This is a genomic window from Janthinobacterium sp. LS2A (genome assembly GCF_036543145.1).
Classification (GTDB): domain Bacteria; phylum Pseudomonadota; class Gammaproteobacteria; order Burkholderiales; family Burkholderiaceae_D; genus Janthinobacterium; species Janthinobacterium aestuarii.
Map to the genome: position 1 here is coordinate 110,775 of NZ_JAZHPB010000011.1, position 15,708 is coordinate 126,482.

Here is a 15,708-nt window from a genome sequence, read left to right on the forward strand (position 1 = left end):
AAAATATTTACGGTGCGCTGATGATCTTCGTCAGCGCAATCCGATACGCCGGTTGCACCTCGCCATTCTTGTCGAGCTTGTCCGTCATGATTACGCCGAAACCCTGCGCGTACCACACGTATTCGCCACTTTTGCCTTTGCTTTTTCCGCCCACGTCATGCAGTTCGAACTTGCAGGCGTCGGGGAAGCGGCGGCCTCCCAGTTCCAGGCGTTCCCAGCCCAGGAAGGTGATGGAGAAATTGCGCTCGTCCGTGCGCGTCGAGGTGGTGATCTTGTCGGAGAGCCCCGCCAGCGGGTAGTGGGTACTCGTTTGCGTGTCCGAAAATTGCACGCGCACTTCCTGGCCGGGGCGCATGTTGGCGGGGATGGCGGACTGCGGCGTGTAGACGTTCTTGCTGCGCACGGTACCGTCTTCATTGTAGTGGACGTTGCCCGTCAGGAATACCTGGCCATCGCGGATGTCCTGGTAGGAGGTGGCCAGCAGCACGCCGCCGTTGAGGATCAGTTGCGTGCCCTTTTGTTTCTTGCCCTCGAATAGTTCCTCGACGTTGACTTGTGCGTCGCCATTGTTCTTGCTGAACTTGATGCCCGTCGTCAGTTCCATGCACTCGCCCACCGTGGGCGCCGCCTGTACGCTCGCGGCCGCCAATACGCCCGCCGCCATCATTCCACACCATGCTGCTTTCATTGTCTTCCTGGCTATCTTGTAAAAGCGCGATGATAGCGTGACTGGAAGCAACGTGGCGCAGCGCTGATGCTATTTCACGGGGGCGACGGGGATGCTGGGCACCGCAGGTGTGGACGCTGGCGGCTCGGTGGGCGTGCCGCTGTGCGGTTTGTCCCCATGATTGGCCGTCTGTTTTCCGCGCCGCGTGCGCTTGTCCGTGCGGGTTTTGCTGGCCTTGCCGTCGTGGACCAGCTTGCCTTTGTTGTCGAGCTTGTCGGAGGCATCCGATTGCTGGCCCGGGTCCCTGGCATTGTTGGTGTGGTTGCCTGTCTGGTTCAGATTCGTCGTCGACTGGGCTTGCACCCAGGCGCCGCCAACGGTCATCAGGGTGGCGGCCAGCAAGAGAGCGGGAGTTTTCATGGTGCGTGTCCTGTGTAAAAGTTGGGAGTTGCTGTCGAGACTAGATTGTCACATGCGTGCTGCCGTTTCCAAGTAGGAATATGCCGCATGCGCGTGTGAGCATATTGCCAGTGTTCACGCATGTTGGCCCGCACGCAGGCGCAGGCGCCGCGCGCTCAGGCCATCGCGCACGGACCATGCCAGCGAGATGGCGCCCATGGCGGCCAGCCACTGGCCGGGTCCGCCGGGCGGCAGGGCCTGCATGGCGGCCGGCAGGGCAAGCCAGCCGGGCAGCGCCTGCAGCAGCAAGGTGGCGATTACGCCCAGGTTGATGAACAGCAGGACGTGCAGGATGCGTTCGGGCACGGGCAAGCGGCGCGTGTCGCCTTCGACCACGGTGTCGCGCAGCGAGACCAGTATCTCCGCCAGCAGCAGTGCCACGGGCCACCAGGCCAGCCAGCCGTGCCAGCTGAACAGGCCCAGCGAGGGGAACAGCAGGCCGAAGATGACTTCGCGCGCGCTGTGCAGGCGCTGCTCGGCGGCTGCGCCCGGGCGCGACGGCAGCCGCACGAGCAGCTCGTGGTTGAGGATGACGTCGGCCCCGCCCAGCAGGCCGTGCAGCAGCAGCGCGGCCTGCAGCGCCGTCATGGCTATCCCGTGCCGCGTTGCCGGCGCTTAGCGGCCGGGCTGGCGCGGCGGCACCACGCCCGTGTTGCCCGAGGTGCCGGAATTGCCCGTGTTGCCGGTGTTACCCGAGGTGCCAGAGTTGCCGGAAGTCCCCGACGTCCCTGACGTTCCCGAAGTTCCTGACGTGCCTGTGCCGCCCGTATTGCCGTTCATGTTTTGCGTGCCGCTGCGCGCGGCGTTGCCTGCGGACTGGCCGGCGCTGCCCGGGGTACCGCCGCCCGAGTTGGTGCCGCTGGTGGATTGTCCCGTCGTATCGTTGTTGCGCGATTTGCCGGATTTCTGCTTCTGTTTATTGTCATGCTTGCGCGGCGTCGTGTCGTCCTGTCGCGTATTTTGCTGCGTATCTTGCTGGGCCGCCGTGCCCGTGTTGCCAGTGTTGCCCGTGGTATTGCTATTGCCCGTCGATTGCGCCTGAGCCAGGGCGGCTGCGCCGCCCAGCAGCAGGGTGGCCAGCATCAATGCAGATGGTTTCATGGGAACTCCTTCTCGTGGCTTGAAGTGGAGTACCGATTCTGGCATGCGCGGGCAGGGCGGCAAGTAGGAGCGCGCCGCCCGCGGCTGTGGGTGCATGGCTGGCCGTGGCGCAGGCGTCAGCGGAATTGCTCGGTCGAAATATCGAAACGCTTGAGCTTGTCGTACAGGGTTTTCTTGGGAATATTCAGGCTGGCCGCCGCGTCGATGACGTTGCCATTGTGGCGGCGCAAGGCTTCCTCGATGATGGAAATTTCGAACGTGTCCACTTGCTCGGCCAGCGACGCTTCGCGGCAGCCGGCCGGGCTCAGCGTGTCATCGAGCAAGCCCAGCACGAAGCGGTCGGCCACATTGTGCAGCTCGCGCACATTGCCGGCCCAGCGCTGCGCCATCAGGGACGCGATCAGTTCGCCGCTGACGAGGGCGGCGGGCTGGCCGTAGCGCAGGGCCGCCTGCAGCACGAAGAATTCGAACAGCAGCGGGATATCCTCGCGCCGGTTGCGCAAGGCGGGCAAAGTCAGGCTGGCCACGTTCAGGCGGTAATACAGGTCGGGACGGAATTTCCCCTGTTCCGCCAGCACATTCAAGTCTTCCTTGGCGGCGGCAATGACGCGGAAATTGACGGAAATGAGTTTGTTGGAACCGAGCCGCTCCACCTGCCGCTCCTGCAGCACGCGCAGCAGTTTCACTTGCAGGGCCAGCGGCATGCTTTCGATTTCATCGAGAAACAGGGTGCCGCCGTTCGCGTACTCGATCTTGCCGATGCGCTGGCGCTGCGCGCCTGTAAACGCGCCTTCCTCGTGGCCGAACAGTTCCGATTCGAAGATCGATTCAGGCAAGGCGCCGCAGTTGATCGCCACGAACGGATGGTCGCGCCGCTCGCTGAAGTCGTGCAGGCAGCGGGCGATCAGTTCCTTGCCCGTCCCCGTTTCGCCGAGGATGATGATGTCGGCCGATTTCGGCGCCAGGTTCAGCACCAGCTGGCGCACCTTGGCCATGGCCGCGCTGCGGCCCACGATGCGCGCTTCGATGCCGACGCGCTGCTCGAGCTGGCGGCGCAAGTTCATGTTTTCCAGCACAAGGTGGCGCTTGTCGAGCGCGCGGCGGCACACTTCCACGAGCAAGTCGGCGGAAAACGGTTTTTCGATGAAATCGTAGGCGCCGCGACGCATGGCACCCACGGCCATCGACACGTCGCCGTGGCCGGTGACAAGGATGACGGGCAGGCTGGCATCCTGTGCCACGGCGATATCGAGCAGTTTCAAGCCATCCATGCCGGGCAGCTTGATGTCGCTCAATAAAATGCCGGCAAATTCGGGCACCAGATAGGGCAGCGCCTCCTCGGCCGTGGCGACAGCCGTCACTTGCAAGCCCGCCAGTTCCAGCGATTGCCGGGCGCCCTTGCGCACGACGGCATCGTCTTCCACTAGCAGCACTTGCATGCCTTCAAAATTATTCTCGTGCATCAGATGTTTCCTTGTCTCTCTCCCCCGGGTCGCAGCTCAGGGTGATGGTAAATTGTGCGCCGCCCCCTTCCTGCGCGCTGCGGTTACGCACGGCCAGGGCGCTGCCGGCAGCGCGCAGTATGCCTGCGCTGATCGACAATCCCAAGCCCAGCCCGTGTTCCTTGGTGGTATAGAAGGGGTCGAAGATCTTGTCGAGCGAGGCCAGCGGGATGCCGGGGCCATTATCGGTGATATGCAGCACGGCAAGGCTGCCTTCGCGGCGCACCTGGAACCAGATTTGCACGGGCTCGTTTTCCGGCACGGCATCCATGGCGTTGGTGATCAGGTTGGTAAACACCTGTTCCAGGCCAATGGCGTTGCACAGCACGATGATGTCGTCCTCCAGCCAGCTTTCATGCAGGGTCAAACGCTGCGAGTTCTTGCGCGTGCGGATTTGCAGCATGGTTTGCGCGAACGCCTGGCGCACGCTGACGGGTTTGCGCGCATCGTCGCTGCGCCGCGCAAAGCCTTTCAGTTGCGACGTGACATAGCCGAGCCGCTTGACGAGGTCGGAAATGGTCGACAGGTTGTCGAGCGCATCGTCAATCTGGCCCCGCGCCAGGAAGACCTTGGCATTGTCGGAAAACGTTTGCAGGGCGGCCAGCGGCTGGTTCAGCTCGTGCGTGACGCCGGCCGCCATCTGGCCGATGGCCGCCAGCTTGCCGCTTTGCACCAGTTCCGCCTGAGCATAGCGCAAGGTTTGCTCGGCCCGTTCGCGTTCCGTCACCTCGGCTTGCAGGCGGCCGTTCGCGTGGACGAGGTCGGCCGTGCGCTGCTCGACCTTGATTTCCAGCTGTTCATACGCGCGTGCCAGGGTTTGCTGTGCATTGAGCTTGTCGGCGATACGGCGCCGGCGCTGGCGCGCATACATCAGGGCCAGCAGCAGCAAGGCCCAGCCCAGCGCGGCGGCGATGGCCGCGTTGCGCGCCGCCTCATTCACCTGGTCGAGTTCGGCCAGCACCGTGATCTGCCATTGCAGCGGCCCCAGCGCGCGGTTCACGGCCAGGTAGTCGGCGCTGCCGGACAGGGCGGGGGTATCGCCCGTCTGCGGACGTTCCAGGGTCATCACGCTGGCGCCGTCGGCATACTGGCGGCTGACGCGGTGCGGCAAGATGGGCAGATTTTCTTGCAGGAACTGGCGCTGTTCGCTGATGTCTTTCTTGGCGTCCGGCGACAGCGGGGCCAGGGTCTTGAACTTGAAGGCCGGTGTCGTGGCCAGGATGATCACGCCATTCGCATCCTTGACCCAGATCTGTTCGCCCGCGCCGGGCGTGCGCCACGATTGCTCGATCCAGTCCAGGTTGACCTTGGCGGCGACGATGCCGATGATGCGTCCGTCGCGCTGCACGGGCTGCGAAATGAAATAGCCGGCCTCGAAGGTGGAAAAGCCGATACCGTAGAAGCGGCCGATGCCGCCTGCGATGGCGTTTTTGAAATACGGACGGAAGCCATAGTTGACACCCACATACGAGCTGCGGTCTTGCCAGTTGCTCGACGCCAGGGTCGTGCCCTTGTCGTCGAGCACGTAGACGGCAAAGGCGCCCGCGCGGCGGTTCATGTCGACCAGGTAGGTGTTGATCTGCGTGACTTTATCGGCGCTGGGCTGTTCCAGCAATTGCGCCACCGCATCGCTCTGGGCCACGGCCAGGGGCAGGAATTCGTATTTGTTGAGGGCGCCGCCGATGGACGCCGCGTACAGTTCCGCGCGCGAATCGAGGGTGCGGTGCAATTCGTCGAGCTGGCGCTGCTTGACCCAGGCATACGACGCCCACGTCAGCACGACCAGCGACCCCACGGCCAGCAGGGGGGCGAATGGCCTTGGGGTCTGACCCGCCGGGTCAGACCCCAAATAAGTTTGCGGTCGCTTAATCAAGCTCCCTCAATCGGCGGTACTGGCCATGGTTTCGGCATTGTGATGACGCTGCTGCTCTTCCATCACCATCTCGCCCAGCATGCGCTTGAGGCGGTTGAACTCCGGGTCGCTCGGGTCGCGCGGGCGGGGCAGGTCGATGGCCACGTCGCGCTTGATGGTGCCGGGACGGTAGGTCATGACGATGGTGCGGTCGGCCAGGTAGATCGATTCCTCGATCGAGTGCGTGACGAACACGATGGTGGTGCCGAAGACTTTCCAGATTTTCAGCAACTCATCTTGCAGGTTGCGCCGCGTCAAGGCGTCCAGCGCGCCGAACGGTTCATCCATCAGCATGATCGGCGAATCGAGGGCCAGTACGCGGGCGATGGCCACGCGCTGGCGCATGCCGCCCGACAAGTCTTTCGGGTAGCGGGCACGGAATTCCGTCAAGCCCAGCATGCTCAGCAGCATGTCGACCCGTTCCTTGATCTCGGCTGGCGTCTTGCCGGCGATTTCCAGGCCGAAAGCGATATTGCTCTCGATGGTCATCCATGGGAACAGCGCGTATTCTTGGAACACCATGCCGCGGTCGGGGCCGGGTTCGGTGATCAGCTTGCCGCCGGCCAGGATCTGGCCCGACGTCGGTTGCGAAAAGCCGGCGATGGCGTTCAACAGGGTTGACTTGCCGCAGCCGGACGGTCCCAGCAGGCAGATGAACTCGCCGCTGGCGATTTCCAGGTTGATGTCCTTCAGGGCGATGACGTCCGCGCCGCCCGTGGTGAAGATTTTATTGACTGCATTGATATTGATCGTGGTCATGGCCGTTCCTCTCAGTGTTCCAGGCCGCGGTGCCACTGCAGCAAATGATTATTCAGGGCATTCATGGCGATATCGATGGCCAGGCCGAACAGGCCGATGGTAAACATGCCGGCGATAATCTTGTCGGACCAGAAGTACTCGCGCGCTTCCAGGATGCGGAAACCGAGGCCGCTGTTGACGGCGATCATTTCCGCCACGATCACGACGATGAAGGCCGTGCCCATGCCGATGCGCGCGCCGGCCAGGATGTACGGCGTGGCGGCCGGCAGGATGACGCGGCGGAACATGGTCATCTGGCTGGCGCCCAGGTTGCGCGCGGCGCGGATGTAGATGCCGTCGACCTGGCGCACGCCGGCGATGGTATTCATCAGCACGGGGAAGAAGGAACCGATGCTGATCAGGAAGAAGGCGGGAGGGTTGCCCAGGCCGAACCACAAGATCGCCAGCGGAATGTAGGCGATCGGCGGAATCGGGCGCAGCACCTGCACCAGCGGGTCGAACAGTTTATAGATGGTCTTGTTGGTGCCCATCAGCAAGCCCAGCGGCAAAGCCAGGCCGGCACCGATGGCAAAGCCGCCCAGCACGCGCGACAGGCTGGCCCAGGCGTCGTGCGGCAATTCGCCGGAGAACATCCACACGAGGTAATTGCCCGCTTCGGGCGTGTACGCTTCCATGGGGATCAGGTATTCATACCACTTCACGACCACGGCGACGGGCGAGGGCAGGATTTGCGGGTTGATCCAGCCGAACGTTGACATGGCTTGCCACAGCAGCAGCACGGCGACGGGCACGGCGGCGCCGTGCGCGAAGCGTTTCATCATTTGAATATTCATCGTGACACTTTCAGATTAGCGTGGTGCGTAGGACTTCTTGGCTTTTTCCAGCAGATCCAGCTTGACCCAATCCTTGGCGGCAGGCGCTTTGGCCATGCGGCCCACGCCGAATTTCACCATGTAGTCGGTGGTCAGCTGCACGTGGCTTTGCGTGATGTCTTCCGTGAAGATGGCGTTGTCGATGGCGTCGCGGTAATCGTCGGAGGTGATCTGGTTCTTGAACATCGATTCGCGCACGTATTTTTCCGCCAGTTTCGGATCGGCCAGGAAGGCGCGCGTGGCGGCGACGAAGCAATCCATGAAGCGCTGGGCCACGGCCGGCTTTTCCTTGTACATCTTTTCCGTCATCACGAGCGCGCGCACGGGCTCGCCCAGCGGCGTGTCGTAGGGCTTGATGATGGCTGCGCCGTATTTCTTGTGGATGGCCTGGGTCGAGTACGGCTCGGACTGGCTCATGACATCGATATCCTTGGTCAGCAGCGCCTGGTTCAAGTCCGGGTAGCCCATGTACAGGATCTGCACGTCCTTGCCCGGCTTGTCGGACCAGGTCAGCTTGGCCTTGGTCAATTCGGCAAACAGCAGGATTTCCTGCGGACCGCCGCGCGTGACGCCGACTTTCTTGCCTTTCAGGTCGGCGATACCCTTGATGTTCAGGTCGGGACGGCCGACGATCTGCACGCCGCCCTTGGCGAAGCCGCCCACCAGATACACGGGCAAGCCCGTGGCGCGGCCCGTGATGGCCGCTTCCAGCGCGCTGGCGGATACGTCGATTTCGCCGGCGATCATGGCCGGCACGATGTCGAGGCCCTTGGCGAAAATGCGCTCTTCGATCTTCAGGTCGTATTTCGGCGCGATTTCCTTCATGTAGGCGACGGCGCCGTAATGGGCGAATTTCAGGTTGCCCAGGCGTACGGTATCGGCCGCGTGGACGGCCAGCGGGAATTGCGCGGCCAGGGCGACGGCCACGGCCAGTGCCTTGGTGTTGAGGAAGGACGAGATGCGGAAGGTGCTTGCCATGCTGTTGTCTCCAAAAGGTAGATGGTTTTTATATAGTGGGTCAGGCCGCCGCTCTGATGGCGGCTATGAAAATATAAAAGCATCTTCCGTGCCAGTGGAGCGCATTTTGGCGTTTATTGCAAGTGATTGTTTATAAAGGTTTAATTTGAATCTATTGAAATTGGGAAATGGCGAGATTCCGCCTTTCCGCACGGCCAGGGGAAAGACTGTGCGGATTGCCGCATTGTGGCGGGCGGGTTCGATACCGGCTTGCGGGCTCGGAGCAGGTGAACCTAAATGGCGCGGCCGACTCCAATCGTAAAAAAACGCGTTGCAAACAGGCTGGCAACGCGTAACTCCCCCGTGGAGTAGGGGCGGCGCCGCGCGGGCGCCTGATGGATAGCTCTGTCTGCCGGGCTTACTTTGGCGCCGTGGCGGGCGGCAGGGCCGGCGCGGTGGCCGGGTCCGTCAGCGGCGCAGGCGGCGTCGTGCTGCCAGGACCCGCTTCCGGCGTGGCTGGCGCGACGGGGGGCGGCATCACTTGGGGCGCGGAAGCGGGGTTGGGCGCCGTTTCGGGCAGCGGCGCGTCGGCCGGTTTTTTGCAGGCGGACAAGGTGATCAGGGCGGCGGCTGCCAGCAGACTGGGCATATTCATGATGGTTCCTTTGCAAAGTATCAAGATTGGCGCAATGCGGGCGGCGGGTGCCACGCGCGAAGCTTGAATTTATTGCAAGGATGCCGACGCTTCTGTTCGCTATTTCACTTTGTGCGCGTATGCGAGCGCAGCGTTTTTAGATGTCTTTTATAGATGCACTGAGAGAAATAATTCAACAAGGCAATATTTTTCACTTTCTTGCTTCTAATGTTCGTTAACGCACAGACCAGTGAGGAGCAGGATGGCATTCTGTGCCCAGACGCTCAGGATTCGTGGCGTTCTGGTATAAAAATTGCCAAGAACTTAACAATCCGGGCTACCGGCAATCGTTTAAAAGGAGTATTCAAATGCATGCAATGACTCAGTCTCACGTGAAGAGCGAATTAAAGGCAGCGCACCAGGAACTTCGTAGCCCCGAAAAAGGCTCGCAAATGGTAGAACGCGCAGCACCTATCCCCCCGGAACGCATGAATCCCATTTCCATGGCACCGATCGAGCGCGTGCGTTCGACGTCGGCCACCCTGCGCCGCATCGAAAACATGCAAAAGCTGATCGGCGAATTGTCGCTGCACGAGATGCTGGCAGACGAAATCGCCTGGTTCCTCAAGTTTTCGCCATCGGGCGCCCGCAAATACATCCGCGACCTGCGCGAAGCGGGCGTGATCGAACTGGCCCGCTACATCGAAGGCACCGCCACCTACCTGGGCAAGGCAGTGTACCAGCTGACGCCGGATCCTGAGCGCGTGCGCGCCTTCCTGGCCGCCATCGTCCAGCCAAAACGCGAAGGCGCGCCACCGCGCAAGGACCGTCCCGGCCTGCGCGAGCAAAGCATGGCAGGCAGCGGCCGTCACTTCCACATCCTGGCCGATGACACGCATTACGCCATCCGCGTCAACCGCGGTCCCGTGACGCGCGATCCGCTGGTGGCAGCCTTGTTCGGAGCGCCGCAGCAAAAATCTGCCGAGTAAAAACGCGTCTGAGCGGCCGCCTGGCGGCCGGCGGGCGGAATGCTTGTGGTTTTGATTCTCAGATGCATGTCGAAAGCCGGGTTGCAACCCGGCTTTTGGCGTTGGGACAGGCCGTTTCATGTCGTCTGATTGAAAAGACTGCAAGCATCCCCATGTGGGCTGGACTGCTGCCCGCAACGCGCGGGTTCACTTGAAGGAGCTTGTCCTTGTCTGCCTACGCCGCCTCGTTATCGTGTCTGCCACTGCCTTGCCTGAAACGGGACTTCGCATGAACCCGCTGCTGTGGATCGCCCTCGTCACGGCCGCCATCGTCTTTTCGCTGTGGTTACCCCGCTGGCGCTTGAAGCGGGCCCTGGCCAGGCCCTTGCCGGCTGAAGGCCTGGCCGTGCTGGAAAAGAATATTCCCGTGTATCCGCGCATGCCGGCGCCGCTGCAGGAACAATTGCGCCGTCTCGTCGTGCAATTCCTGTATCAGAAGAAATTCGTCGGTTGCGGCGGCCTGGAGATCACGGACGAGATGCGCTATACCATCGCCGGCCAGGCTTGCCTGCTGCTGCTGAACCGCCAGACGCAGGTGTATCCGGAACTCGACACCATCCTCGTGTATCCCACGGAATTCATCGTCACGCGCGATGAAGTGGGGCCGGGCGGCGTGGTGACGCCATCGGCCAATGGGCTATTGGGCGAATCCTGGGGCGATGGCAGAGTCGTGCTGGCCTGGGACCATGTGCAGCGCGGCGCGGCCGACTGGACCGATGGGCACAATGTCGTGCTGCATGAATTTGCCCACCAGCTCGACAGCGAATCGGGCGCCGCGAATGGCGCGCCGTATTTGCCCAGCGTGTCGAGCTACCGCAGCTGGGCCACCGTGCTGTCGCGCGACTTCGACAACCTGCGCCACGACGCCATCTACCAGCAGCACAGCGTGATGGACCATTACGGCGCCACGAATCCCGCCGAATTCTTTGCCGTGGCCACGGAAACCTTCTTTGAAAAACCGTACCAGATGGCCGAGCACCACGAAGAACTGTACGCGCAATTCTTGCAGTACTACAAGGTCGACCCGCGCGACTGGATGGCGCCGCCCGTGGAACCCGAGCACATGAGCTCGCCGTTTCCCAACTACGCGGCACACTGGTAAGCGTTCAGCCCAGCAGCCGCTGTTTCAGCGCGGGATAGCTGCTGCGCGACACGGGGATGCCCGTGCTGGTCTGCGTGTCGAGCGCGTATTTGCCGCCCGCCGCGATCTGCAGCCGTTTGAAGCCGAGGCTGTTGACGATGTAGGAGCGGTGCACGCGCAGGAAGTGGGGCGGCAGCAGGGCCATGAGCTTGTCGATGGCCAGGTCATGAAAATACTGTTCGCCGCTGCGCAGCACGATATTGCTGTAGTGGCCATCGGCTTGTACATGGTCGATGTCGGCCATGGCGATCCATTCCAGCGCCCCCCGTTTCTTGACGGCCAGCGAGGCCGCTTCCGTATGCCGCCCCGTATAGCGTTGCAGCGCCTTGTGCAGGCGTTCGCGGCTGAAAGGTTTGGCAACGAAGTCGAGCACGCCGAATTCGAAGGCGGTGATCGAGCGTTCCGCGTGGGCCGAGACGATGATGGTCTGGAACGGGGCTGTCTGGGCCAGGCGCAGCAAGTCATAACCGTCCGCGCCATGCAGGTTCAAGTCCAGCAGCAGCAAGTCGACTTGTTCCTGGGCCAGCGCGGCCAGCGCTTGCGGGACATTGTCATGCAGCACGAGATTGCCGAGGCGCGCGCCGAAATGCGCACGCACCTCGCGTTCGATGCCTTGCGCGATCAGCGGTTCATCTTCCAGTATCAACACATTCATGGCGCCGCCGGCAAGGTAAAGGTGAGGCGCCAGCCCGCCTGCTGCTGTTCGCTCGCATATTCGCGCTCATAGCGGGCCGCATCGCCAAACACGGCGTGCAGGCTGGCGCGGATGTATTGTTCGCCCACGCCGCCGCCCTCATGCTGGCGTGTCTCGCCTTCGGGCAGGATCAGGGTGAGCACGTGCGTTTGCGCATGGTGTGCGATGCGCAGGATAAAGGTGGCGCCGTGGCGGTAGCGGTTGTGGCTGAACGCATTTTCCAGCGCCGTCAGCAAGGTGGCGGGCGGCACGGTGATGCCCGCCGCCTCGCCATTGAGCTGCAGGCTGCATGGCTGCTGCAGCCGCGTGCCCATGATGCTCAGGTAGTTCTCGCACAGGGCCAGTTCCTGCGTCAGGGCGATGCTGGGCTGCTGGGCGAACTCGTTGAGCATGCGCAACTCGGCGCCCAGTGCCTCGATGAAGGTTTCGGCCGCCTGCGGCGATTGCGCGTTGAGTTCGCTGATCAGGCTCAGGGAATTCATCAGGAAATGCGGTTGCATGCTTTTACGCAAGAGCTGGTTTTCCAGCTGCTGGGCGCGTGCCGCCTTGCTGCGTTCGCGCAGCAGCTGCGCCAGCAATTGCGCGCACAGGGGCAGCAGCAAGAAGCACACGACGAGGGCGAAGCCCCCTTCGGCAAACTGGCTGCCCGTCAGCAGGAACAGGGCGCACGAGGCCAGCGCAATCAAGGTGCCGCCGAGACTGCCCGGCAGGCGGCGCCACAGGGCGCCCAGGTTGAGCGCCAGGCTTGCTGCCAGGCCCGTCAAGAACATCGACCAGCAGCGCGAGTCGAAATGCGCGGGCAGCGCGCCGGCCAGCGCGATGCCCGCCAGCAGTACCGCCGCCGCCAGCGGCCAGCGCGGCAGCCGGTATGCCGTATAAAAATACAGGGGCAGCAAGGCGGAAAACAGCCAGGTCAGCGCGCTGACGGCGTACAGGCGCGGCAAATGCATGGGATAGGCATAGCCGGTAACGCTGCGCCAGAGTTCCACCACCAGCAGCAGCGCCGCCACCATGCACAGCGCGGCAAACATGGCCCAGTGCCGCTGCCGCTGGTACAGCGCCGTCAAGGCGAGAAACAGCAGGGCGACGGCGCCCAAGGCCCCGGCCAGCAGCAGCGGCGGCAGCCGGTACCAGGCCAGCGCCGCGCGGTAGTCTTGCCGGTCGACCAGGTACAGCGCGTACAGTGGCGACGCCAGGCGTTCAGGCGCCTGCAGCGTCGACAGCAGCAGGCGCAGGTGGTGTCTGCCCATGGCCAACTGCCGTGGCGTCAGGTGGATGGCGAAATCGATGTCGCCCGCGCGTTCCCCGCTGGCCTGGCGGGCCGGTTGGCCATTGCTGCCGATCAATATGCCATCGAGCCAGACTTCGCTGGAAGCCAGCGCCGACAGCACCAGCAGCTGCGTCGACGAGGGCGTGGCGGCCACGGTGAGGTCGCGCTCGACGCACAGCAGCAGGCCCGGCTTGAGCAGATGGTACAGCGAGGCGGCGGGCGTGGCGCTGGTTGTGCCGCAGGCGCGCCAGCCTTCGGCCAGCGATAGCCTGTCCATGCCCATGGCGAAAGAGGGCAAGGCCAGGCAGCACAGCAGCAGGTAGCGGAAGCAGGAGGGCATGGCGGGCATTGTAGCTGCTCATTTGCCAACCCTTTGCAACATTTTCATCCGCTTCGGTGCCGTTCATGCGGGCCTCGTGCATTTCGTGCACGGCCCGCCAACGGTGTGTAAAAGACACTTACCATGCATCAGTGCCGTGCTGTGGACACGGCCCTCACCATGGAATATTAATTATGCAAAGCAGCAAATACTACGGTTTCGCCGGCGCGCTGGCGCTGTTCTGCGGCGCGGCGCAAGCCGCTTCCGCTCCCACTTCTGTTCCCGCTTCTGCTCTGGCCGCGCGCCTGGCCGATTTCGACGGCTGGGTCGCTCAGCGCATGGACAAAGCACGCATCCCGGGCGTGACCGTCGGGTTCAGCCAAGGCGACGTGGAATGGGTCAAAGGCTATGGCTATGCGGACCTGGAAAACCGCGTGCCGGCCACAGCCCGGTCCAGCTACCGGCTCGCGTCCGTCACCAAGCCCATGACGGCGGTGGCCATCCTGCAACTGGTGGAACAGGGCAAGATCGACCTGGATGCGCCCGTGCAAACGTATGTGCCGTATTTCCCCGTCAAACCGTTTCCCGTGACGGTGCGCCAGTTACTGGGCCACCTGGGCGGCATCGACGCCTACCGTAACAGCAAGGCGGAGAAGCACTTCAAGGAGCACAAGGATACGCGCCAGTCCATCGCCGTCTTCGAGCAGTTCGACCTGATCGCCGAACCGGGCACGCGCTTTCGCTACACCAGCTATGGCTACAACCTGCTGGGCGCCGTCATCGAGGGCGCCTCTGGCGAAAGCTATGGCGGCTACATGCGGCGCCACGTATGGGGGCCGCTGGGCATGGACACGATCGTGATGGATGACCCCGACGCCGTGATCGCCCATCGCGTGCGCGGCTACCGGCTGGCCGGCAAGGAGTGGAAAAATGCGGAATTCGTCGACATCAGCAGCCGCTTTTCCGCCGGCGGCACGCACGCCAGCGTGCCCGACATGCTGGCGTTCGGCAGGGGCGTGCATGAAGGCAAGATACTCTCGGCGGCCAGCGTGGCCGCCATGGTGCAGCCGATGGCCACGCGCGCCGGCCGCTTGACGGACTATGGCATGGGCTGGGAAGTCGTCCCGACGGGCGGGCGCTACGCGATTGCCCACAGCGGCCAGCAGCCGGAGACCGTCACCTATCTGTACAGTTTTCCCTCGCGCAAGCTCACCGTTGCCGTCGCCGCCAACCTCGAGCGCGTCAATCCCGAGGCGTTCGTGCAGCGCCTGTTCGAAGTCGTCACGGGCGAAGCGTGGCAGCTGAACACGTATATCGCCGATGCGGGCGCGCAGCGCGCGTACCAGGTGGCGCAAGGCTTGTTCGAAGAGGGCAGGGCGTACGCCGAGCGCACGGATCAACCGTATGCCGATGCGGCCGCCACGCGCGAAGCATTTACGCAAATCAACCGGCAAGCGCTGGCGCCCGATGTCAGGGCGGCGCGCGCCTACATCGACGCGGCCCGCCATCCCGCAGGTGGCCGCGTGTTTCTCACGGCCGGCGCCAGCATGGCCAGGCAGTTGCGCCAGTCGGGCGTCGACTTGAATCAATACGCGCGTGGCGGCGCGCTGGCGTTTGCGCGCGACTATGTCCTGTTGTCGCAAGGAACAAAGGCCGGCGCCTTGCCCCGTTTCGACCCTGCCTTCGAGCAAGCCATCGTGACCCTGGCCGGCAGCTGGGACCGTACGGCCGCCATCGCCTGGCCGGCCGCGGCCCCATCCATCGCCGCGCTCGATAGCCAGCTGCGCACGGCCTTCCGTGGCCAGCGCGCCTATCCCGATTTCGTGCCCGAGCTGCAGGAACTGGCGCAAGCGTCGGCCGCGCGCGGCGAGATAGATACGGCGCTGGCGGCCAGCCGCCTGGCCGTGGAACTGTATCCGCTCAGCGACCGTGCGCATGCGCTGCAAGGCTTGACCCTGCTGCGCGCCGGCAAGACGGAAGCGGCCCTCGCCGCCCTGCGCCTGGCGCTGGAGCGCGATCCGCTCGGTGCGGCCAACCCGGCGGCGCTGAACCTGGAAGCCTACCGTTTGAAAGGCAGCGGCGCCGTGGCGCAAGGCATGGCCGTGCTGCAGGCCGCCGTCCGCCTGCATCCGCGCGACGCGAATCTGCAGGATAGCCTGGCCGAGTTTTATGTCGAGCAAGGCTTGCACCCGCAGGCTGTCGAGGCCTACCGGCAGGCGCTGCGGCTCGACCCCCGCTATCCGGGCGCCGTGGGGGCAAAAGCGGCGATCCTCCGCCTCGCTGGCGAGACGAAGGCGCTGGCGCCTTAGAACGCCTAATGGGCTTTGCGCGCACAATAATTCCTGTCCGATATCCGCAGCCCGTACGGCGCAGCCGCATGATTGATTGGCTGT

Annotated in this window: 15 protein-coding genes; 3 read left to right on the forward strand and 12 right to left on the reverse strand. The window is 63.5% G+C overall.

Features of this window, described 5'->3' with window-relative positions; translation table 11 throughout:
- Positions 1–7: 7 nt before the first annotated feature.
- The 10 genes from V3C40_RS25285 to V3C40_RS25330 all read right to left on the reverse strand — a co-directional run bounded on the left by V3C40_RS25285 (position 8) and on the right by V3C40_RS25330 (position 8,884).
- Positions 8–688, reverse strand: a complete 681-nt coding sequence (locus V3C40_RS25285) for a hypothetical protein (RefSeq protein WP_128140005.1) — start codon at positions 686–688, stop codon at positions 8–10.
- A 69-nt stretch (positions 689–757) separates the two neighbouring features.
- A complete protein-coding gene (locus tag V3C40_RS25290; RefSeq protein ID WP_139248463.1) occupies positions 758–1,087 on the reverse strand; it encodes a hypothetical protein in 330 nt (109 codons plus the stop codon).
- Positions 1,088–1,201: 114 nt separating this feature from the next.
- Complete coding sequence (locus V3C40_RS25295) at positions 1,202–1,714, reverse strand: hypothetical protein (RefSeq protein ID WP_331778824.1); 513 nt, start codon at positions 1,712–1,714, stop codon at positions 1,202–1,204.
- Positions 1,715–1,741: 27 nt separating this feature from the next.
- Entirely contained in the window at positions 1,742–2,227 is a 486-nt protein-coding gene (locus tag V3C40_RS25300; protein ID WP_331778825.1) for a hypothetical protein, read from the reverse strand.
- A gap of 116 nt (positions 2,228–2,343) precedes the next feature.
- The gene (locus tag V3C40_RS25305) at positions 2,344–3,690 is read right to left on the reverse strand and encodes a sigma-54-dependent transcriptional regulator (protein WP_034758888.1); all 1,347 of its coding nucleotides are present in this window, start codon (positions 3,688–3,690) and stop codon (positions 2,344–2,346) included.
- Entirely contained in the window at positions 3,677–5,578 is a 1,902-nt protein-coding gene (locus tag V3C40_RS25310; protein ID WP_331778826.1) for a sensor histidine kinase, read from the reverse strand. The genes V3C40_RS25305 and V3C40_RS25310 overlap by 14 nt, the downstream gene beginning before the upstream one ends.
- A 30-nt stretch (positions 5,579–5,608) precedes the next feature.
- On the reverse strand, positions 5,609–6,400 hold the full coding sequence (locus V3C40_RS25315; protein ID WP_034786306.1) for an ABC transporter ATP-binding protein: 792 nt from the start codon (positions 6,398–6,400) through the stop codon (positions 5,609–5,611).
- 11 nt (positions 6,401–6,411) lie between these two features.
- Positions 6,412–7,221: an ABC transporter permease gene (locus V3C40_RS25320; protein WP_370385376.1), complete on the reverse strand. Its 810-nt coding sequence runs from the start codon at positions 7,219–7,221 to the stop codon at positions 6,412–6,414.
- A 27-nt stretch (positions 7,222–7,248) separates the two neighbouring features.
- Positions 7,249–8,250: an ABC transporter substrate-binding protein gene (locus V3C40_RS25325; RefSeq protein WP_070304092.1), complete on the reverse strand. Its 1,002-nt coding sequence runs from the start codon at positions 8,248–8,250 to the stop codon at positions 7,249–7,251.
- Between the two features lie 397 nt (positions 8,251–8,647).
- The gene (locus V3C40_RS25330; protein WP_034758874.1) at positions 8,648–8,884 is read right to left on the reverse strand and encodes a hypothetical protein; all 237 of its coding nucleotides are present in this window, start codon (positions 8,882–8,884) and stop codon (positions 8,648–8,650) included.
- A gap of 467 nt (positions 8,885–9,351) precedes the next feature.
- Between V3C40_RS25330 and V3C40_RS25335 the strand changes: the two genes are divergently transcribed.
- Together V3C40_RS25335 and V3C40_RS25340 are read left to right on the forward strand one after the other, a co-directional pair.
- Positions 9,352–9,852, forward strand: coding sequence for a winged helix-turn-helix domain-containing protein (locus V3C40_RS25335; RefSeq protein WP_223278908.1), 501 nt, complete (start codon positions 9,352–9,354; stop codon positions 9,850–9,852).
- A 268-nt stretch (positions 9,853–10,120) separates the two neighbouring features.
- Positions 10,121–10,993: a zinc-dependent peptidase gene (locus V3C40_RS25340; protein ID WP_331778827.1), complete on the forward strand. Its 873-nt coding sequence runs from the start codon at positions 10,121–10,123 to the stop codon at positions 10,991–10,993.
- 4 nt (positions 10,994–10,997) lie between these two features.
- Here V3C40_RS25340 and V3C40_RS25345 read toward each other — a convergent pair whose 3' ends face one another.
- Together V3C40_RS25345 and V3C40_RS25350 are read right to left on the reverse strand one after the other, a co-directional pair.
- Positions 10,998–11,687: a LytR/AlgR family response regulator transcription factor gene (locus V3C40_RS25345; RefSeq protein WP_331778828.1), complete on the reverse strand. Its 690-nt coding sequence runs from the start codon at positions 11,685–11,687 to the stop codon at positions 10,998–11,000.
- Positions 11,684–13,345, reverse strand: coding sequence for a histidine kinase (locus V3C40_RS25350; protein ID WP_331778829.1), 1,662 nt, complete (start codon positions 13,343–13,345; stop codon positions 11,684–11,686). Before V3C40_RS25350 ends, V3C40_RS25345 begins: the two co-directional genes overlap by 4 nt.
- A 164-nt stretch (positions 13,346–13,509) precedes the next feature.
- On the opposite strand from V3C40_RS25350, the gene V3C40_RS25355 reads away from it, so the two are divergent.
- Entirely contained in the window at positions 13,510–15,624 is a 2,115-nt protein-coding gene (locus V3C40_RS25355) for a serine hydrolase (RefSeq protein ID WP_331778830.1), read from the forward strand.
- The last annotated feature ends 84 nt before the right edge of the window (positions 15,625–15,708 follow it).